At 54.2% G+C, this 20,560-nt stretch carries 14 protein-coding genes; 7 read left to right on the top strand and 7 right to left on the bottom strand.

The window, feature by feature from the left end; genetic code table 11:
* On the bottom strand, positions 1-4,356 hold the full coding sequence (locus tag ABIE29_RS06995; protein ID WP_429617511.1) for an amino acid adenylation domain-containing protein: 4,356 nt from the start codon (positions 4,354-4,356) through the stop codon (positions 1-3).
* Between the two features lie 188 nt (positions 4,357-4,544).
* Between ABIE29_RS06995 and fepB the strand changes: the two genes are divergently transcribed.
* The 7 genes from fepB to speD all read left to right on the top strand — a co-directional run bounded on the left by fepB (position 4,545) and on the right by speD (position 14,048).
* Positions 4,545-5,513 carry a Fe2+-enterobactin ABC transporter substrate-binding protein gene (gene fepB / locus ABIE29_RS06990; protein WP_429617510.1) on the top strand — a complete coding sequence of 323 codons (969 nt, stop codon included), beginning with the start codon at positions 4,545-4,547 and terminating at the stop codon, positions 5,511-5,513.
* Between the two features lies 1 nt (position 5,514).
* On the top strand, positions 5,515-6,510 hold the full coding sequence (locus ABIE29_RS06985; protein ID WP_429617509.1) for a FecCD family ABC transporter permease: 996 nt from the start codon (positions 5,515-5,517) through the stop codon (positions 6,508-6,510).
* Complete coding sequence (locus ABIE29_RS06980) at positions 6,507-7,493, top strand: FecCD family ABC transporter permease (RefSeq protein WP_429617506.1); 987 nt, start codon at positions 6,507-6,509, stop codon at positions 7,491-7,493. Before ABIE29_RS06985 ends, ABIE29_RS06980 begins: the two co-directional genes overlap by 4 nt.
* A 228-nt stretch (positions 7,494-7,721) precedes the next feature.
* Positions 7,722-9,821, top strand: a complete 2,100-nt coding sequence (locus tag ABIE29_RS06975) for a TonB-dependent receptor (RefSeq protein ID WP_429617504.1) — start codon at positions 7,722-7,724, stop codon at positions 9,819-9,821.
* A 52-nt stretch (positions 9,822-9,873) separates the two neighbouring features.
* On the top strand, positions 9,874-12,102 hold the full coding sequence (locus ABIE29_RS06970) for a condensation domain-containing protein (protein WP_429617502.1): 2,229 nt from the start codon (positions 9,874-9,876) through the stop codon (positions 12,100-12,102).
* Positions 12,099-13,238 carry a YncE family protein gene (locus ABIE29_RS06965; protein WP_429617501.1) on the top strand — a complete coding sequence of 380 codons (1,140 nt, stop codon included), beginning with the start codon at positions 12,099-12,101 and terminating at the stop codon, positions 13,236-13,238. The genes ABIE29_RS06970 and ABIE29_RS06965 overlap by 4 nt, the downstream gene beginning before the upstream one ends.
* Positions 13,239-13,274: 36 nt before the next feature.
* Complete coding sequence (gene speD, locus ABIE29_RS06960; RefSeq protein ID WP_429617499.1) at positions 13,275-14,048, top strand: adenosylmethionine decarboxylase; 774 nt, start codon at positions 13,275-13,277, stop codon at positions 14,046-14,048.
* A 61-nt stretch (positions 14,049-14,109) separates the two neighbouring features.
* Here the strand turns inward: speD and ABIE29_RS06955 are convergent, their stop codons facing one another.
* The 6 genes from ABIE29_RS06955 to ABIE29_RS06930 form a co-directional block, all read right to left on the bottom strand.
* On the bottom strand, positions 14,110-14,652 hold the full coding sequence (locus ABIE29_RS06955) for a fimbrial protein (protein WP_429617496.1): 543 nt from the start codon (positions 14,650-14,652) through the stop codon (positions 14,110-14,112).
* A 13-nt stretch (positions 14,653-14,665) separates the two neighbouring features.
* Positions 14,666-15,787, bottom strand: a complete 1,122-nt coding sequence (locus ABIE29_RS06950; RefSeq protein WP_429617493.1) for a fimbrial protein — start codon at positions 15,785-15,787, stop codon at positions 14,666-14,668.
* Positions 15,788-15,816: 29 nt separating this feature from the next.
* A complete protein-coding gene (locus ABIE29_RS06945) occupies positions 15,817-18,369 on the bottom strand; it encodes a fimbria/pilus outer membrane usher protein (protein ID WP_429617490.1) in 2,553 nt (850 codons plus the stop codon).
* Between the two features lie 49 nt (positions 18,370-18,418).
* Positions 18,419-19,111: a fimbrial biogenesis chaperone gene (locus ABIE29_RS06940; RefSeq protein WP_429617557.1), complete on the bottom strand. Its 693-nt coding sequence runs from the start codon at positions 19,109-19,111 to the stop codon at positions 18,419-18,421.
* A 113-nt stretch (positions 19,112-19,224) separates the two neighbouring features.
* Positions 19,225-19,791 carry a fimbrial protein gene (locus ABIE29_RS06935; RefSeq protein WP_429617488.1) on the bottom strand — a complete coding sequence of 189 codons (567 nt, stop codon included), beginning with the start codon at positions 19,789-19,791 and terminating at the stop codon, positions 19,225-19,227.
* A 119-nt stretch (positions 19,792-19,910) separates the two neighbouring features.
* Positions 19,911-20,438, bottom strand: a complete 528-nt coding sequence (locus tag ABIE29_RS06930; protein ID WP_429617487.1) for a winged helix-turn-helix domain-containing protein — start codon at positions 20,436-20,438, stop codon at positions 19,911-19,913.
* Between the last annotated feature and the right edge of the window lie 122 nt (positions 20,439-20,560).

The raw sequence follows: 20,560 nt of genomic DNA, 5'->3' as shown, positions 1-20,560 counted from the left end.
TTATCGCAGGAGTGAGCAAACCTCCTCGGCGTTTTTGCACTTGATCAAGGCCGCCGCTGGCAGTGAAACGCCGAGTTCCAGGTTGATCCTCTCCCTCAGCGTTGGCATATGGCTGAGTTTCAACCCCATGGCAAGAAACGGGGTCTGCTGATGCCACTCAGGCCGCAGTGGCTGACCTATTACGGCGCAATAGATTGCCAGCACTTTTTGCTGTGGTGTCACCGGGGCGGCGAACGTCACCGCATGTAATTGCTCCAGTTTGGTACGCAGCGCATGGCGATCGACTTTGCCATTTGCCGAGAGGGGGAAGCGGGGTTGCACAATGAAGCGGCCAGGGATGTGAGTAGCGGGCAAATAGCGCAGCGCAAAGTTACGCAGCTCCGACATACTCGGTGGGACTTTATTCGCTGACAGATAGACCGCTCCCAGCGACTGTTCTGGCGTATCGTCCACCGCGTAATCGAGCACCACAACATCCTCGATGGCTGGATGCTGGCGCAACGCCTCCTCGATTTCCGGCAGTGAAACCCGTACGCCGCGAATTTTGACGTAGCCATTAATGCGGTTGGCAAACATGATGGCGCCGTCCGGCCGGTAATAGCCAATATCCCCGGTACGGAACGTTCGTTCGCTAACACCGTCTGGCGTTACAACATCAACAAAGTCGTGCTGCACCAACGCCCCATTTTCCAGATAACCACAGGCCAGATTGGCCCCTGCAGTGTGGATGCGCCCAGCGACGCCGCAAGGGCAATGTTCACCGCTGGCATGACAGATAAAATACTGAGTGCCAGCCAGCGGCTTACCATAGGGAATTTGCGCCGTGTCGCTAGCGGTGATCTCGTGCCAGATGCTCCAGATGGTCGTTTCCGTCGGGCCGCCGAGTGAAATTAGCCGCAGATGAGGATGCTTTGAACGCAATAACCGTATTGTGGCGGGCTTAATGTAATCGCCGCCCTGGGCCACTAACCGCAGGGAGGAGAGTTGGTCTGGCGCTGCGCAGTCCAGCAGCATTTCCAGGATCGCTGGCACAGAGCACCACAGTGTGATCCGGTGTTGTGCTACCAGGTGGCTCCAACTGATGGCGTCTTTTTCCTCATGCCTGGCTGGCAGCACCAGCGTTGCCCCCACGCTGAGTGAGGCAAACACGTCAAACACCGCCATATCATGGTGCAGCGGCGTCACCGAGATAAAGACATCCCGCTCGGTGATTTGCCAGTGAGCGAGGGTTTGCCCAAGCACGTTGGCCGTGGCCCGGTTATTCAGCACGACGCATTTCGGTTTGCCCGTGGTGCCGGAGGTATAGAGATAATAGGCGGGTTGGCTGCTGTCGCTTTGAGCGTCAAACCGAGGTGGGCTGACGTTGGTGGATTTGAGCTTATCAGGCGTGATTGAGTCTGGGATTGCGGCATCTTCATCGCCTATCACCAGCTTGGGTTGGCAATTTTCCAGTAAATACGCCGTCCGTTCCATAGGCGAATTAATCTCTATCGGCACCCGGATGATCCCTAACAGGGAGCAGGCTAGCGAGATAGCGATATGCTCCAGGCTGCGTGGCAGATAAATTGCCACTACACACCCCGGCTCCAACTGGCGCTCAAGCAACCCGTTGGCCATGCTGGCGACGAGCTCACCCAGCGCCTGCCAGCGTAATTGCTGTTCGCCACAGATCACTGCCACCCCAGTACGAGTGCCGGAAAACAGATTTTCTGCGATGCGGCCCAGAAAATCATCGTTTACGGCGGCGCTAGCTGGAGTATTAGCCCGGTAATGTGGGTAATTCATCGCGTTGTGGACGGGGGCATCCAACGAACCCTGAGAGATAATATGCAACATGCGCTGGTGGATCGCATTCAGCATGGCGCTGACCTGTTCGGGCGCGAGAGCCTGCTCAACATAGTCGGCAATTATCAGTAAATTGCGCTGCTCATCGTACATTAGGCGAATATCCAGCGCGACCTGCGGCGTTTGGGTCAGGCCGCTTTCGGTACGGATTGGCGCGTTGGCCGGGAGCGTTTCCCAGCTCAGGCAGTTGGTCAGGATCACCGGCAGCGCGGGAGCACGAGCGGTTCGCGGTGACAACTGGCGAGCCAGATCCACACCTGACCAGGCAAGGTTTTGTAATCCGCCAAGAATGTCTTCCTGTAGACGTTTGCCATTGGCGTCTAACGGCTGGCGATGGCGGACGTAGTGAATGGCAATAAACGTCGATCGATTGGTAGCTTGCCCCTCTTTGGCCGGGAAGGCCACGGGGACGCCGACCGTGAGCGTTTCATCTTCCGACCAGAGTGCCAGCGTGTCGAGCACGATAACTGACAGCGTGGTGTTGGCAAATAGCCCCCGGGATGCGCCAAGGCGGATGAGCTGCTTCAGGTGGCTGGCAGCCAGAATTTGTTGTTCGCGCCGCCAGCGGGGATGCACGATCTCGCCCAAAGGTTGCTGCCAGGGAAGCCGGGAGGAGGTAACGACCTGCGCCAGCTTGTCTTGCCACCAGGCTTTTGCCCGTTCCCGTTCTTCTTCATCTGCTTCGTTCGGTGCAGCGTCATGCTCAAGTGCTGCAAGCGGTTGTTTATCAAATAGCCGGGCGATGATATGCGAGATCCCTTGGCCGTCGAGGATCAGCGCATCGAAGCTGGTGAAAATCTGGTACTCCTCTGTGCCAGGTAGAGCGATCAGAACGATTTTCCAGGGCGGCGAAGATGGATCATGGCGGATCTGTTGGTAATGTTGCCGTAGCTGTTGCACTTTTTTAGCCGCGTCTTCTTTACTGGCATCACGCAGATCGAACTCCTCCAGGTGAGGTTCCAGCTCAGGCAGAATGTGCTGCTGCTGTGTTTCCGTCTCGATCCAGGTGCGTAATGCGGCAAAATGATTAACCAACTCTGCCAGCCGACGGCGGAAATGCGCAGGATCGATGAGCCCCCTAAAGGTTCTGAAATCGTGCATGGCCACGCCACCGAGCGGCCATTGTTCGCTGCTTCCCAGCAGATAAGCCTGCTGGAGTGATGTTAATGGTTTCCCCATTCGCTTCTCCTTTTGCCGTACAGCCGTTGGCGGTGTCAACCAGCGGGAAACGCTGTCATCAATGTGTTGCGGTGCCGCGGCCAGGCGTTCGGCGAGCGTGTGAAAACGCGTAAAGAGTTGATGCAGTTGGCCGGGGGGGAACGCGTCTTCACGCACATCCCAGTTGATCAGAATTTCATCGCCCATCCAGGCTACCTGCGCATCCAGCGCGACCTGCGGCCCCTGGGAGATGACCCACGCCAGTTCACCCAATTGCCCGCCGACCCGCTCAGAGAACAGCACGCCACCGGAGATACCGAACCCGGCGGTAAAGACGATGGGGGAGTATTGCAACTGGCCCCGCAGCCGCGAAAGATCGCGCATCACGCTCACCCCGGAATAGCCGCCGTGGCCAAGGATTTCGTGCAGCTGTGCCATGGTGCGTTGGCAATGATGCAGCAGCGTTTCATCGGGGTGTAGCTCGGCGCTGAACAACAACAGATCGGAAAAATCACCGACGATGTCAGCGCAGCCCGCAATCTTGGGTGCGCGGAAAAAGGTCGGTACGTTGAGGCGCAACGCGGGCTGCCTGAAACCTTCCATCATCGTCAGGCTGAACAAAGCAAGGAAAAGCGAGCTTAACGTCAGATGGTGGTGGCGCGCGCAGTGCTGCAAGGCATGGCTGATTTGGGGATTAAGCTGGATTGCCATTCTGCGGGTTTGACACGGCCTGTCCGTATAGGGAATGGCGGGAGCCGGGGGAATGTCCGCTAAACGCTGCCGCCACCAGGCGCGATCTCGTTCTCTGGCGCTGAGCAGCAGCGGATCGTGGGTACGCTGCGCCAGATAGCGAAACCAGGCAACCTCCATCACAGGGGCGCACGGCGGCGGTGGTTGTTGGTAGAAGCGGGCGAGATCTTCCACCACGATGCGAAAGGAGAGGGCATCCGCGGCGATCATATCCAGATCGATATGCAGTCGGCTAGTCTGCCCGGGTAATAACGTCAGGCTGATTTCGCACGGGTAGCCTCGATCGCGCAGCAACTGCTGGTTTTCCATGCGCCACCGCTTGTCAGCCAGCAAGCGTTGTACTTCGGCTGGTGGGTAATGGCAAAAATCATCGATGCCCAGTGGTGGGTGACTGACGACCACATGCTGTAGCCCCTCTGCGGTGACATGGAGACGCAGCATTGGGTGTGTGCGATAGAGTGCGTCCACTGCGTGCCGAAAGCGGGGGATATCGGTGATGGTGCCATCGAATTCTGCGTACAAATGCGCGGCAACGCCGCCTAATGCCTGCGCAGAGTGCCTGCCTACCCATGAAGCCGCCTGCATTGGAGTCAATGATTTCATTGCATATCGTTCCTGGTTTGCCAACGGAAGCCGCCTAAATATATAACAGAGCTTAATGCGAATGAAAATTATTCTTTTTTAAGTTGTTGGCGATACATTGAGCAGGGTAAGGTTATGCGAGGCACATAAGTTCACTCCGTGGTCATTGAGATGGCACCTCGGGGTTATCCACAGGGAGCAAGCACAAGATGAGGTTGTTACCGGGTAAACGTCGTCATCCCGCATTGGGGTTTTTATTATTACTCGCCTTGCTGATGGGGAGCGCCCATGGCTTTGCGCAAGGTTGGCCCAGGGCGTTTCACAACGCGGATGGCTCCGTCACGCAGATCCCGGCACCTCCGGGCCGTATTCTCTCTACCTCCGTCAGCGTCACCGGAACGCTGTTGGCGATTGATGCGCCGGTTGTCGCCAGCGCGACGGCGGTAAACGGTCAGTTCTTTGGGCAATGGGTCAAGGTGGCCGAACGGCGTCATATCGCTAAAGCCTGGCCTGCGGGCAGTGTCGATCTCGAACTGGCCTATGCCACAGCCCCCGATTTGATCGTTGTCTCAATCAATGGCGCAGATTCATCGCGCGCCCATTTGGCTGAGCTGCGGACCATTGCGCCAGTCATTATCGTGAATTATGGCAACCAGACCTGGCAAGCTCTGGCCCGTGAGCTGGGAGCCGCGTTGGGGCTTGAGGCACAGGTTGAACGGCGGATCGGCGGTTTTGACGCGCTGCTTACCAACGCCCGTCAACAAATCCATCTGCCTGACGGACAAGCCAATATTATCAATTTTAACGGCCCGGGAACGGTCAATCCCGTGGCGACACCGGCCAGCGTGCATGCCCGCTTACTCGAGTCGCTGGGATTTTCGATCGAAGCGCCAAACCCGGCCTGGCAAAGCAATCTCACCCGCTCCGGCGACTTTATCTGGGCTGAATATGAGAATCTGACGCAGTTAACGGCGGGCACCACATTTCTGTTGAGCGCGGGCGACGTCAGGATCAACGAATTCCTGCGTGACCCGCTGCTTCAGCGCCTGCCTTCGGTACAACAGCACCAGGTTTACAGCCTCGGCGCGCATGCATTCCGGGTGGATTACTACAGCGCCAGTGAGATGGTGGCAGACATTGTCCGCCATTTTGCCAGCAGCCCAACGCGGGAGCGGTGAAATGCGTGCCTGGCGACTGGTTGGCCTGATCCCTGGCCTGATGTTACTGCTGGTTCTCGGTTGCTTTAGCCTCTATTTCGGTGCTCGCCCCATTCCACCAGCGGTGATTTGGCAGGCGCTCACGCAGTTTGATCCGCACAATAGCGAGCATTTGCTGGTCTGCTACCTACGGCTACCGCGCACCTTATTGGCAATGGTGGTTGGAGCGGCTCTTGGCGCGGCTGGCGTCATCATGCAGACGCTCACCCGTAATCCTCTGGCCGATCCCGGCCTGCTCGGTGTGAATGCCGGTGCCACGTTGGCGATCGTCCTGTCGATCGCACTGTTTAATGTGGCGGATGTCTTTAGCGCTATGTGGTTTGGCGTGGCCGGTGCGGCGATAGTCAGCGTTGCGGTGTGGCTGGTTGGCGGCATTGATGGCAAAAACCCGGTAAGGATCGTGCTGGCCGGGGCTGCGTTGACCATTGTGCTGCTCAGCCTGACTCAACTCGTCATCATCAACAGTGAACCAGAGGCGTTTGATCGCTTCCGGCACTGGGTGATTGGCTCGTTACAGGGAAGAGGGTTCGACATACTGCTCCCGGTTGCCATGCTGGTGGGCGTGGGGCTGTTGCTGGCGTTGGCCGGCAGCAAAATGCTGGATATGGCGGCACTCGGCTCGGATACCGGTCAGGCGCTCGGCATCAATCCGCGCTGGCTGGTGGTCATGTCCGCGCTGATTATCGTGATACTGGCCGGAGCAGCCACGGCGGCGGCTGGGCCAATCGTTTTTGTTGGCCTGACCGCGCCGCATTTTGCCCGCGCTATTGCCGGATTGCAGCATCGAGCGCTATTACCCTGGGCCATGCTGTTGTCCGCCATGCTGGTGCTGTTGGCCGATATTCTGGGGCGCATCGTTGGCTATCCCGGTGAAGTCAGCGTTGGCGTCATGGTGGCGCTGATCGGTGGCCCCTGTTTTGTGTTGCTGGTGAAACGTTGGCAGGGGGAACGGAGATGAGCGTCAACAGGACGGTGGTGGTATGCCTGGTTTTGGCCTCTTTGCTGCTGGTTGCTGCCGCTTTCGCTCTGACGGTAGGGCGCTTTACATTGCCGGTATCGAGCGTGCTGCAAGCCATCGCGGGGGAGGGAAATCCCATGGCGCAGCAAATTGTCAGGGCGATCCGCCTGCCGCGCGTGTTGACGGCGGTTTTGGTGGGGGGCGCCTTGGGCATCTCCGGGGCGATTTTTCAATCCGTATCGCGCAATGCGCTCGGATCGCCAGACGTCATTGGCTTTACCACCGGTGCGGCAACCGGTGCGATTGTGCAGATTGTTCTGCTCAACGGTAACACCGTGGCGATTGTGCTTTCGGCCATGGCCGGGGGGCTGGCGACGTCGCTGCTGGTCTACTGGTTAGCCCATCATCACGGCGTGGTGAAGGGATACCGCCTGATATTGATGGGTATTGGTGTCGGTGCGGTACTCGGTGCCCTCAATGGTTTGCTACTGGTTAAAGGCGATATTGATAACGCCGTGATGGCCGCTTTATGGCTGGCGGGAACCACTCAGGGGCGAAACTGGCTGCACGTTATCCCGGTGGCCACCAGCATCGCGTTGTTATTACCGGTGGTGCTGATGTGTGCCAGGGGGGTGAACATCATGACAATGGGGGATGAGGTAGCCCACCAACTGGGTGTCCGTGTCGCTCTCACCCGCAAGATTATGACGTTTTGTGGCGTGATTTTGGCTGCGGTGGCAACCAGTGCGGCGGGGCCGATTGCCTTTATCGCCCTTATGGCACCACAGCTGGCAATACGCCTGACGCGAGGCTCGAACCTGCCGGTGGTCAGTGCGGGTCTGGTGGGCGGCTGTTTATTGTTAGGGGCCGATATTGTCGCCCAGATACAGCCATCAGGGTTGACGATGCCGGTAGGATTAATGACGGGGATGATAGGTGGCGGGTACTTGCTGGCTCTATTACTGCGTGGCGGCTGTCGCTAAGGTTAAGGGCGTGTTGTCGCAAATATGATCAAATTGATTTGCATTCAATATTGTAAATGATTATCGTTTGCATGTGTTGGCTTACTTGTTTCTTGGTCGACGTACCTCGGGAAATCCTGGTGGATGACGAATAATAAGGTCGTAAAGACCAGCAATTAAGCAGTGTGTTCTTTGTCGCTCAGTTGAACAAACTAAAAATTTAGTGTGCATTTGGCAAAGGAGATCTCAATGAGCGAACTAAAGGGTGATAAAAAACGCCCGGTTTCATTATTTAACAGGCCCCAACGTATTTCTGATAAATATCATATGCCCTCCCTCATGTTGGGGTTATGTGTCTTCGCCGTAGCGGATGCCATTGCTGCCGATGATGCCCCAATGCGCAATGAGAATAACGAGCCAGAAACCATTATTGTTACCGGGGAAAAGGTAAGACGCACTATTTACGATACCGGCTCCAGTATTGAGGTGTTTGACGATGCGCGGATCGATTCACTGCCCGGTGCAGCGCAGGTATCCGATTTATTAAAAATGACGGTCAACGTTCTGGATACGGGCATGGGTAACGATATTCCAACCATTCGCGGTATTGATGGTTCAGGGCCAGCCAATGGTGCCAATGCCTTCCTCAGCGGTACACGGCCACGCATGAACCTCTCGCTCGATGGGCGTTCCTTAACCTATAACGAACTGGCCGTCGGGCCGCAATCCCTGTGGGATATGCAACGGGTCGAAGTGTACCGAGGGCCGCAAAATTACATTCAGGGGCGCAATGCGATTGCCGGTGCGGTGGTTATGAGCAGCAAGGATCCGACGTTTGACTGGACTTCGGCGGTCAGGGCCGGGGGCGGCAATCAGGATTCTACCCAGGCTTCTGCCATGTTATCGGGGCCGATTATTGAGGACCAATTGGCATTTCGCCTGAGCGCCGATCGCCAGCGGCGGGAGAGCTTTGTCGATCTGATCTCCTACGAGCCGGTGGGTAATCCACGCGAAATCGAAGTGACCAACGTCCGTGGGAAGCTGTTGTTTAACCCGGCCGGGCTACGCGATCTCACCACTAAACTTTCGATAAATCACTATGAAAGCCAGGCACCGCAGAATGAGGCACTAAGCCCGGCTAACCACGCCAGTTCCCGTTTTGACCGCCGTCGCCCAGTCGTTGAGACCCAATCCACCAGTGGCATTTGGGATATTGCCTGGGAGCCGTCGGAGCAGTTGAGCGTGCAGAACAAGTTTATTTATACCGATTTCAGTAACCATCGCCGTACCGTAGAAACGCTGCCGTGGGCCGACATCGAAGGCAAAGAATTCCAAATGGAACCGCTGGTGCTGTTCGGCACCCCAAACGATCGTTGGCGTGGCCTGGTTGGTGCGCGTTACTTCCATGCGTCGCAGGATGAGTTTGTGAACCTGTTCCCTGGCGGTAGCCCGTTCAAGGATAAAACAGATACCTACGCCGCCTTTGGCGAATTGACCTGGGCCGTGTTGCCACATATCGATATTACCGCCGCCAGCCGGGTGGAAAGAGAGCACCGTCAACGCAAGGGCGGCAAGGCGCGCAAGGTCGATTTTGATCAAACCTGGGATGTATTCCTGCCCAAGCTGGATGTGGCGTGGAAGCCTTCATCGCGGCAGACCTTCGGTGCCAAGGTGGCTCGCGGCTATAACGGCGGTGGCGCTGGGATGACGTTTTCCGCCCCCTTGATCAACTATACCTACGATCCTGAATATGTCTGGAACTATGAGCTGTATAGCCGCCATGGCATTGAAGATCTTGATCTCGAGGTTATCACCAACCTGTTTTATAACGACTATAAAGACATGCAGCTGCCGTATTATCTGGATCCCACTATGAGTTCCATGATGATCCGCAATGCAGATAAAGTCGAAACCTATGGCGCTGAACTTGGGGCTATCTGGAAACCAACGGGGAATTTTGAGCTGAATAGCTCTGTAGGGTTATTAAAAACCAAAATCAAGAAATTCTCCGACAGCAGAATCGATGGCCATGAATTACCGCGCGCTCCGGCTGTCACCGCCAATATGGGGGCGAAATATAATCTTATGCCGGGGTTGGAGTTAAGCGGTAATGTGACGCTTTCCGATACCTATTATTCCCAATACGACAACGATCCACGCGGGAAAATCCCTTCCAGAGTGATTGCCAATATGCAGTTGGCCTACGCCTTCAAGCAGGGGCGCGTCAGCGTGTTTGCGCAAAACCTGTTTGATTCTGATAAACGCATCATGGTGATGAATAACGACGTTTCTACCGCGGTTATTCAGCGGCCACGTCTGGTTGGCACCGTCGTTCAACTGGATTTCTAAGGCCATCTATCGCCAATGAAAGGCGCAGCAGGTTTTTGCCTGGGAGGGAAATGTGAACACGAGTTTTAGCGAATTCAGCGGTGAACAAGAAGCCGCTAGCGAGTTTGAGCAGCGGGCCTGGTTCGAGCACCAACAACAACTATATGGGGAGGGCCAACAGGTGTTGGCCTGGCGGTTAACCGGTGCCGTGGATTATGGCCGCTTGCTTAACGTACTGGAACAAGCCCAACGGCAATTGCCAGGTATGAATGTCCGTTACGTTTATGATGAGCGCGGTCTGATGCGCAGTAACAATCCATGCTCACCACCTGCGGTGAGCATCCAGGCGATCCGTCATCCCCAGGAAGCCATTGACGCCCTGTTACGCACCAAAGCGATACCTTTTGATCTGGAACAGACCCCGCCGTTGCGCTTTATGCTGTTTTCCGGCGACAGCGGCGGCATTCTGGGGATGGTGGTGCATCGCATTCTGTCAGCATCGCTGGATTGGCGAGAGATACCGCACAAGGTCAGCGTACTGTATCAGCAGCAAGTTTCCTCGCACTCCTCTGTGCCATTCACTATGGAGCTCTTGCCGCAGCCAGACTGTACCGCTCGGCAGACTTCGGTGGAGGTCTTGGCGGGGGCAACGGCTTCCCCTGTCTCGCCAGGAGCCGATGCGGCAATACGGCAACATATCCTGCAAGCCTTCCGCGAGGCGCTCGCCGAGCCTACGATGGGGGAACATGATGATTTCTTCGATTTCGGCGGGCACTCGCTAATTGCCACACGCATTATTGGTCGCTTGAAGAGTCAGCAGCATCTTGAGATCAATATCAACGATCTCTTCAGCTATCCCAGCGCGGCTCAACTGGCGCGCTATGCCTGCATCGCGAATAACGTGGCTGCTCCGTCGGCTAAGCAAGCGGAGAGTTTGACATCGCCAAGTCCGCAGGCTCCTTTATCGCTGGCGCAACGGTCATTGTGGAAAATCTATCAGGCGCTAGGCTGTGGTGAAGCCTTCAATATTCCCTTTGCGCTGCGCTTTCTCGACCCGATTGATGAAGGGCTTTTCTTCCTGGCCTTCCAGGATATTTTGCTGCGGCATCCGGCTCTGCGCACCCTGTTTGTCGACATTTCCGGCGAGGTTTATCAGCAGATCGTTCCGCCGGAGATGCTGTCTCAGTACGAATGGTTCTGGCATTCGCAGTCTCAGGATGTACCGCTGGATCAGGCGCTACAGCGTGCAGCCAGCCACCACTTTGAGCTAGCCGATGAGTTACCGGTACGCATCACCTTCCTGCGGGATGAGGAAAATGGTCAACAGGTGGTTTCGCTATTGTTCCACCATATTGTGCTGGACGAGTGGTCGGTGAATATCCTGATGGATGAATTGGCTCTGGCGATGGTAAGCCGTGCCGCCGGATCGGCACCGGAGTGGCAGCAGACACCTGCGCCGTTCCACGCGTTCGCAATCCAACAGCAACAGGCTGGGGTCAACGATCGACATCTGCGGTTCTGGCTGGAACGTTTGCACCCTGCACCGTCTGCGGCGTCGATTTTTGCCAGCGAAGCGCAACAGAATGATGCGGCTTCTCACTCCGGCAACTGGGTTGAGTTCAAACTGGAACACGCCGTCTCCACCGGGCTTTATCGCCTGGCGAAACAGCAGGGTGCCTCACTGTTTAACGTGGTATATAGCGGAATTGCTGTGGCGATCCATCTGCTTGGTGGCGCGAAAGATCTGGTCATTGGCACCTCGGCCTCTGGGCGTAATGACGCGCAATTCTTCGATACCATCGGTTATTTCACCACCGTTGTCGCTCATCGGATCGGTTTTGCCGATGACGTTACGCTGAACGCGCTGATCGATGACGTGAAACGGCAGATAAATGATTCGCTGCCTTTTAGCGACATCCCGATCGATTTGGTCGAAGAGGGGCTGTTTGGCGATCACATGCCGCACGACAGCCATATGTTTGAGGTCTTCATTCAGCTTCACGCCAAAAATAAGCTTAACGGGGCGTTTAGCTTGGCCGACGGCCAGCAGATCCGCTTTCGCCAGATCGATCCCGAGAAAACAGAATCGGTGCTGGGTTTGCAGTTTGAGGTGATGGAAGAGCAAATCGACGGCGACCCTGCGGTGCGCGTCATGTTGAGCTATCGCACCGATCGCTATTCAGGCGTACAGGTACAGCAAATCGTCCAAACGACACGTCAGGTGTTTGCCGTTATGGCCGATTCCGTTGGTCAACCGACGGTGCGGCTTGATGCATTACGCCATAACAGGAGTGTGTTATGAAGCAGGAGCCGTTGACCGATATTCAGCGCATCTACCCGGCAAAAACCCTGGTAGAGCTGGTTTACAGCGCCTCACAACGGGCGCTGTTTGTCAGTTCACCCGATTGGGAGGATGAGCGGCAATCCTGTGTACTGCGGATAAATCCGCAAACCCTGGCTGTTGAGATGGCGATCCCGTTGCAGGTCAAAGGGTTTGGCGTGGCGCTGGACGATCGCCGTGGGCATCTTTACCTCTCTCAGGGGTTTAATGGCACCGTTGCCGTCGTCGATATTGCCGCCAATAGGCCGATCGCCACCATTGAGCTGATGCAGGAGATTGCTTTTCATCAGCTGTATCAACGGGAGGGGATTGTCGGTGAGCGGCAGGCCTTTTTGTTACGGGAGTTGCAGCGTTTTGGCGTGAGCGAAGGTTTTCCCTGGAAGCTTCGGGAGCTGGTTTTCGATCCACGCAGTGAGCGGCTGTTCTTGCCGGGGCTGGGGTTGGGCATTGATAGCGTGCTGTTTGTGGTCGATACCCGCAAGCGCCAGCTGGAGAAAATTATTCACGGGTTCGGCTATAACGTGGTGGGGATTACGCTGGATGAACCGGGGCGTCGCGTCTTCGTGTCTAACATGCAGGGCCAGCTGTTTGTGGTAGATCCAGACAGCTTGGCGATGGTTTCCCAATGGGAGATCGAAGTCGATCAACTGCTTAATATGGTCTATGACCGACAGCAAAACCGGATCTTCGGTGTCGATCAGGGAATTGACCGCAGCGATTGGCGTAACAATCATCTGGAACGTGAATATGTTGCCCGTAGCGCCGGTCATCAGGTCTTTGTTCTGAACGCCGATAATGGCGACGTTATCGCACGTATGGCAACGGATGAAGTGCCGATCGGCCTGGCATGGGATGGCGAACGGCAAAGGCTGTACGTCGCCAATCGCAAAGGTATTCGCGTGGATATTGGTGAGGGTACGCTAACGGTATTTGATACTACCCGCTATTGCCTGTTGCAGACCATATCCATGGCTCCGCATCCCAATAGCCTGGCGTTTGATGAGGATAAGCAATGCCTGTTTATCACCGTCAAAAATGATGAAACCATGATTAAGGCAGGGCTGCCGGAATGTGTTGCCCGTGTGCAATTGCGGTAGTGGCCGCAGCTCAAGGGATAAGGGAGGTGAAGTAAATTGCCAGGGCTAAAGCTGCATGGATTCAATAATCTGACCAAGAGCCTGCGTTTTTGTATCTACGATATCTGTTACGCCGAGACGGTAGATGAGCGCGACGGCTATATCGCCTATATAGACGAGCAATATAATGCCAACCGCCTGACCGAAATCCTGGTTGAAACCTGTTCGCTGATTGGGGCCAATGTGCTGAGCGTTGCCCGCCAGGACTATGAGCCTCAAGGTGCCAGCGTGACTATTCTCGCCAGTGAGGAGCCGATAAGCCCAAATGACGTCAAACCTCCCCGGCCAGAGTCCGTCGTGGCGCATTTGGACAAAAGCCATATCTGTGTTCATACCTACCCGGAAAGTCACCCTGGATGTGGGGTTTGTACCTTTCGTGCCGATATTGACGTCTCGACCTGCGGGGTGATTTCACCGCTGAAAGCCCTCAACTTCCTGATCCAGCAGTTGGAGTCAGATATTGTGACGATCGATTACCTGATAAGAGGTTTTACCCGGGATGTACATGGGGTGAAGCATTACATCGACCATGAGATCAATTCGATCCAAAACTTCATTTCGGCAGAGATAAAGTCGCTATACCAGATGGTGGATGTGAACGTTTATCAGGAAAATATCTTCCATACCAAGATGTTGCTGAAAGCATTCGATTTGCATAACTACCTGTTCAGCACCAGGTTGCACACCCTCAGTAAGGTCAGGCAACAGGAGATCACCGAGCTGTTGTGCAAAGAGATGCGGGAGATTTACTCAGGACGAAATATGCCGTAAACGGCTTGATGCCTGCTACCGGACAATCGCAGGCATCAATTTGTGAAGTACAAGGAAGGGATCAGTCATAGGTCACATTAAACAGTACTGAACTCTTTACTTTTCCGGGGGTTGCGCGCCCGGTTGCATAATACTCGTAGCCGATATCACATTGGCTACGGTTATCGACAATCACGGCACAACCAACGCGCGGGCTAGTACGTAAATCCAGCGGCTTATCATTCATCAGCAGCCTGATTTCGACGTTTTCGGCCTCGCTGCTCAGCGTATTGACCAGGTTGCCGGTATCCGAACTGACCGTCGGTCCATTTTCCAGCGTAATATAGGGTGTGTAACCATTGGTACAATGTACCCCGCCAATATGGATACTGCCTAGCGAACGGCCATGAGTCATACCGGCAGCGCGTAGGCTCCCCGCAGAGACCTGCGGCATTATCCAATCGTAGTCCTTGTGTTCTTGCCCCTCAACGCTGTCGAAGTAGCAGGTTGCGAGCTTGATGGAACCAGTGACATTCAGTATACCGGTGGAGGTGGCCTCAGCACTTTGCCCGCCGCCGATCAGCATCAGAAGAGAAAGTAGCCCCAGCGTATTCGTTATCTTCATTCGACGCTCCCGGTCATTGATAGGTGATCATAAATTCTATTTGGGCATCAGCCCTGCCCGCTCGGATGGGGGCTGAAGTTTGAATATAGGTTGCCTTGACGCCAAGACTGTAGTCACCGCCGCGATCTTCAAGGAAGGTAATGTAGTTGGCCAGATTGATGTTCTGGTTGAATTTGGCCGCTTGGTAGTTGCCGTTTTCCTGTCTGAAGCTCAGTTGGACACCTACCCCTGAGGCTGCGTCACCGGCGGTGGTATTGAGTTTCGAGATCCCGCGTTCGGCATCGATAAATCCGTTGCGCGGTGTAAGCTTGAGGCTGATGACGTTGGGCTGGAACACGCCGAAGGAGGTGGTACCATAGAAAGCGGGGCAACCAGACAGCACAATCTGGGTCTCGGCGCTCCCCGCGGTGCTATCGATGCCGTTGAATTCATCAGGATAGTGTTCCCCAAGAGGCAGGTAATAGTTACTGCCAACGTTGCAGGTTGCCGGGATCGCCGTCAGGTTGCCAACTATCCGCGCTTGTTGATAGACAAAACTCTCACCATTGCCATCGAATGAGGTTTGGAACCTGGGGAGGTCGCTACTGTTAATCGTACCGCTGCCGATGTTGGTGGCTATTTTAATCATTGCAATATTAAAACTGACTGCGGCATCGTCCTGACCGGTAAAGTTGAAAACGCTGTCACTGCTGGGTGAAAAGAAGGCAGTAAGCCTACCAGGGAGCTGTAGACGGGAACCACTGTTACCATCCGGGGTACCTTGCCACAGTGCGACCCCAATGCCAGCAATATTGGTATTGAACACGGTGGGGAAAGTAGCGTCACGGTAACTGGATTGGCCATGGGGGGCACTGATTACGGTGTTAACCAGGTCATAAACCCCCGCACGACATAACAGACTGGCACCGTTGCCATTGGTCTGGATACGTTGGGAATAGATGACACTGCCGATGGGAAGATCCTCTCCCACGGTAATATTGCCTCCGATGGTCAATCGGGTATCAAGCAGGGCCATCATGGTTGCAGAGGATCTATCCCAATCACAACCTGCACCTGCTGCGAGCGTATTCTGCGCATACAAGCTGCCGCCGAGCATCAATGATATCGCCGTTACTGAGGCGAAGAGTCTTTTCATGTTTTTTCTCATTTCCTGTGGGCACTTGGTCACTGGCAGACGCCTTGAACCAGCTGTCTGCTCTCTTCAGAGGTTGCTGGCTGCAACGAATAATGGATACTGCAATGTTCTGCCTGACTATCCCCCCATCTCACCTGTAACGTGCCTTTCAGCGCAAGATCGCGTGCCACCACCAGGCTGGCCTGACCGACAACGCCCACGGCGTTGTTCTGCGCATCATAGACGTTGGCAGCGAAGGGGAGTGGGCTGCCGTCTGGTCGCTTGGCCCTGATGTAGGTTACCTTGCCGCGCTTGGTTTCATAATCAAGCAGGACCAATGCACCAGCGCGGGGGGCTGTGGTATTGCGGGTCGATAGCAACTCCACGTCCTGCGAGCTGCCCTTGGGATCGATATCGACCTGATTGAGATAGTAGGGGCGCAGGTAGGGGACGATGGCATAGCCAAAACGGTCAACCTGAACGCCGGAAGCGTTGGTGACCAGAGCGCCTTTAGCGCCTGGTGCACGTACCAGCCCCCCCGTTTCGCCAAGCGCTTGCCCCAAAGTGATACCGCCCTGGTGAGCTACCAGGGCACCATCCATGCTTGCCGAAATCTGCCGGTTACCTTGGCCGTAACTGTACGAAGCGCTCATATTGGCCTGCGATGCGCGGTAACCAACGCCGCTGTTGAAGAAGTTGCTATTGCCTTCGGTATTACGGCTGGTGCTGACGACATAGTTAAACTGATTCTGTTCACCTGCATTGCCCGACAGGCCAATCAGTCCAGTACTCCCCTTGCTGTCGGTAGTGCCGGTAGCATTCAGCGTTGGCGCATGGAGGCTTGAGCCCAGCGGTAACGAGAACGTCAGTGCGTATTGGGTTTCTCGCCGATCCTGTGTGGAATTGCCTGCGTTTGATTGACCGTTCAGCGTTTGGTTGATCGAAAGGGAATAGTTAAGATTGTGCCAGAAGTTGCTATAACCTATCTGCAGGCTCTGTTGCGAACTACTCTGGTTCCAGTAAGTGGTATGGTTGCCGGTGGCGTACAGGTTTCCCCAGCCTTCTCCCAGTGGCTGGTTGACCGAAAGCGTAAACAGGCTGCGTTGACGGCCATAGGCATCGATATTTTCATTACGCAGTGCCAGATCGCGCAGCTGTACAGCATCATTCAAGCTTAGAAAACCTTCGGTTGAGTAACGATAAGCGGATACTGAGAAGCTGGTTTGTGTTTCTGGGTACATCTGGCTGAAGGCGATACGATAGCTTTGTCCTGAGCGCGGGTGCTGGCCGGGCAAACGGGTTTTCGCCTGGGTGACATCCAATGAGAGTGCGCCGATAAACGTGTTCATAGCGCCGCCCAATAAGGCCGAAAGGTACCCCTTGCTGGCGGTGATACCCGAGTAGCCGGTAATTAAATTACTCAGGCCCAACTGATAGGTCAGGCTGCCAAAGGCGGGCTTGTTTGCCAGCCCCTCGGTATTGACTTTCCCCGCAGCCATTTCGTAGCGGCTGATCCCTGGTCGTAACATTTGCGCGACTGAGGCATAAGGAACCGTAAAGGATCGGACCTGACCAGTGGCTTCTTCTATACGTACAACCAGTTCGCCACCATAGCTGGTGGGATAGAGATCGTTGATCTCGAAAGGCCCCGGAGACACCGTGGTGGTATAGAGGGTATATCCATTCTGGGTAATGACAACTCGGGCGTTGCTATTGGCTACGCCGCGCACTATGGGGGCATAGCCGCGTAACGAATCAGGTAACATACGATTGTCTGAATACAGTCTGATCCCGCGCAAACGCACGGCGTCAAACAGTTCACCACTGGTGAAGGCGTCACCCAGGATCAATTGGGAGTGCAGCGCGGGGACATCGCGGCCGATATAGGTCGATGTGCTTTTGTAATCTCCGCTACCGTTTTTTGAGGACCAATTGATAGTTCCGTTATTTCGCGCGCGCCAAGGGCCGACATTCAGGCCGTTACGCAGCCCGAGATAGCCGTAGGTATTGGTATTCTCCCGCTGTTTTGACTGATAAACGTTGGCATTGTAGTTAACGATCAAGGCAGTTAAGCCATCCTCCCACAGCTCGGGATTGACATAGCCACGTGGCATTCGGTTTATCAGCAACTGCGGTATCGTCAGCGTCAGCTTTTGCTCGCCGATGTCAAAACTGGCACTGGCCCCGGGCAGCAGCTCGCTGAGTGAGCCGCAATATCCCTCTTGCACTAACGGAGCCAGTTGTACGGCAGGAGTTTGTGCCAACAGTTTCTCTGCGTTCAGATTGAGCAGCGAAAAGAAACTGCCCGGATAACAGGGCAGAGTTTGCAGGCCATTGCCCGGCTGGGCTTTGAACCGGATTTTCTCATCACCAATTCGTTGGCCGTTGAGTTCGATCGTCACGGTGTAGATACCAGGTACAACGACGTTACTGCGGCTGAATTGGGCCGGATCGAATGTGCCGACCTTACCACCAGGGAAAAAGCTGGGATCGAATGTGACATCTTCTGTCGAGTCTGCCGCATAGCCGGCAGTGGCCGAAACCAGGGCACATGCAAGAAACCACTTCAGTGTGGTTTTTATTGTCGGTTTACATCTAGTCATAGCATCCTTGATGACTCAGATAAGCCAATACTCCTGAAAAAGGGTTAAGTCAGCGGCCTAACGGGTAGATTTGTTCAATAAAAGCCCCGTAGTCATTAATCGCCTTGGTGATTACGCTGTTTGGCGGCACCGCAATAACCTTATTGTCGCGTTTTAGCTGAAAGGTTTGCTCGGAGAAGGGATCAATCATGCCGCCCTCACTGCCAGCTACCGCCGCTTTTCCAAGGCCGGAAACCAGCACAGAGGCGTAGCTGATATAGTATGGCGTCGGGTTTTTGCCGATCAGTTTTTCCCCTTGCAACTGCCAGCTCACCTTCTCCATGCTTTCCGGTAATAATCCTGGCAACGCGGAGGGGCGGTAAAATACCTTCAGGCGGTTGCGATAGGCGATGGACAGGTAATTCTTATCCCCTTTAGCCTGGGGCGGTACTTCAAGCACGTTGATCCAATACAGCGTCTCGCGGTCGGTGGCATGGTTGAGCAACGGTGTGGCGGCAATGCGTAAGGTTTGTGTCTTGGCAGGTTCAACTCGTGAAACCGGTGGCATGATCGTAAAGGGAACATCGCTTTCTTCGGGGGTAGTATTCGGATCGCCTGCGTCAATCCAGGATTGCACCAGCAGGGGGACAGGGCTTTTATTTTCCATCTTCAGCGTGACTTCTTTGGCATCGGAAGGATAGATCACGCGAGTACCAGAAATGACTATACTGGCATGGAGAGATGGGGCAAATAAAACGGCCATTAGTGCCGAAAATAGCAACCAATATTTTTTAATCAAGGGCATAACAATCTCGTCAGTATCGCCGTAATGAAAATGGCCCTGTGGTAACAGGGCCAGAGTATGTCAATCAGGTGTTATTGATAAACAATGTTATATTTAACGGTAGAGGCAACTTGGCCTGCAGTAACTGGGCCACCTTTTACCGAAATATACTGGGCTGTGAAGTTATACTCGGCGGTATTATTGGCGATGGTTTGCTCATATTCGGTGTCGTTTCTCAGATCGACCGCGTCAGTACCGCTCAGGATCTGAATCTGCACGTTTTGCGCCGGGTTGGCAACTGCCGTATTGCTCAGATTACCGGTCGTCCCGTCAATCGCCGGGCTGGTTGAATCAAAGCTGATCGCAGCAAGCTTACCGTTGGCGCAGTCAACATCACCATCGCCGCCCAAGGTAATTGTAAAATCCGTAGGATTTGCTGTGGTACCAATGTTTCTTAAATCACTTGCGTTAACTGGTGCTAACACAACATCTAAACGATTATCATCGCCTGCGGCTTGACCGTTAACCAGGCAAGTTGTATTGACCACTTCACCCGTAAAATCGACGTGACCACCTGTCACGGTAATAGCGGAAGCCGGAACCGAGGCCAAGCCGCCGATAGCCAGTGAGAGAGCCATTACTAATGTGGTTTTTTTCATTGCGTATGATCCTTGTTGATTATCCTTGAAATGCTCTGAGTGTTACATGGAGCGATATCAGAGCCGTCATTTCACTAATGGTAGTGAAAATACTGTTCCCTTTTGGTGGTGATAAACAATTAAATCATATTTTTGTATACGGTTTTTATATACAGTGGAATTATAGACGCTCCACGTAAGGTATATCCCTTTCCTCGCTCTGTTTTAATAAAGTTATCGGCTATGCCAATTTTACTTAGCCGTGCTTTAAGCTCGGAAACCACTTGGGTTAACCGAGTGGTTGAAGAGGATAAGTTGTAGTTTTCCCAAACCTGTACCAGTAACTCCTGGTTGGAAACATAGCCAGAGTTTGCGTGTGCCAATAGATACGTCAGCAACCGCAGCATCGTTTCGCGCAGTTTTAGATAATTGGTAAATCGTTCATCGCCGTATTCCATCGTATTATAGAGTTTTATTACTGAACCCGACTTGATATTCACCTGATATTCATCATTGATAACATAGCCAAAAAGTAATAATCCATCCTCACCCGTTTCGATGATTGGTGTTGCTACATATTTAATTGGACCCATACCATTCACCATCAACTCCGCCGCATCCGCTGCTAAAAACTGTCCGGCTCTGCATCCACCTGCTGGAACTATCATTCCCACACGTTGTCTTCATATATTATGGTCTGAAGAGTTAATGTCAATTCATAAAAATAAAAAAATAACCGATAATAAAAGATTTTAAATCTTCCTGGTTGTGTGTTTTTGATATTTTTGTT

This window comes from Serratia sp. 2723, assembly GCF_050434425.1.
In the GTDB taxonomy this organism is placed as follows: domain Bacteria; phylum Pseudomonadota; class Gammaproteobacteria; order Enterobacterales; family Enterobacteriaceae; genus Chania.
The sequence above is the reverse complement of the archived record's forward strand: the minus strand, read 5'-3'. Positions and strand labels throughout refer to the sequence as shown.

Excerpts from the sequence above, each read along its gene's own strand:
- ABIE29_RS06965 (WP_429617501.1), top strand. The coding sequence starts at position 12,099 with ATGAAGCAGGAGCCGTTGACCGATATTCAGCGCATCTACCCGGCAAAA.
- ABIE29_RS06995 (WP_429617511.1), bottom strand. The coding sequence starts at position 4,356 with ATGAAATCATTGACTCCAATGCAGGCGGCTTCATGGGTAGGCAGGCAC.
- ABIE29_RS06945 (WP_429617490.1), bottom strand. The coding sequence starts at position 18,369 with ATGACTAGATGTAAACCGACAATAAAAACCACACTGAAGTGGTTTCTT.
- fepB (WP_429617510.1), top strand. The coding sequence starts at position 4,545 with ATGAGGTTGTTACCGGGTAAACGTCGTCATCCCGCATTGGGGTTTTTA.
- ABIE29_RS06935 (WP_429617488.1), bottom strand. The coding sequence starts at position 19,791 with ATGAAAAAAACCACATTAGTAATGGCTCTCTCACTGGCTATCGGCGGC.
- ABIE29_RS06985 (WP_429617509.1), top strand. The coding sequence starts at position 5,515 with ATGCGTGCCTGGCGACTGGTTGGCCTGATCCCTGGCCTGATGTTACTG.
- ABIE29_RS06975 (WP_429617504.1), top strand. The coding sequence starts at position 7,722 with ATGAGCGAACTAAAGGGTGATAAAAAACGCCCGGTTTCATTATTTAAC.
- ABIE29_RS06955 (WP_429617496.1), bottom strand. The coding sequence starts at position 14,652 with ATGAAGATAACGAATACGCTGGGGCTACTTTCTCTTCTGATGCTGATC.
- ABIE29_RS06930 (WP_429617487.1), bottom strand. The coding sequence starts at position 20,438 with ATGATAGTTCCAGCAGGTGGATGCAGAGCCGGACAGTTTTTAGCAGCG.
- ABIE29_RS06940 (WP_429617557.1), bottom strand. The coding sequence starts at position 19,111 with ATGGCCGTTTTATTTGCCCCATCTCTCCATGCCAGTATAGTCATTTCT.
- ABIE29_RS06950 (WP_429617493.1), bottom strand. The coding sequence starts at position 15,787 with ATGAAAAGACTCTTCGCCTCAGTAACGGCGATATCATTGATGCTCGGC.
- ABIE29_RS06980 (WP_429617506.1), top strand. The coding sequence starts at position 6,507 with ATGAGCGTCAACAGGACGGTGGTGGTATGCCTGGTTTTGGCCTCTTTG.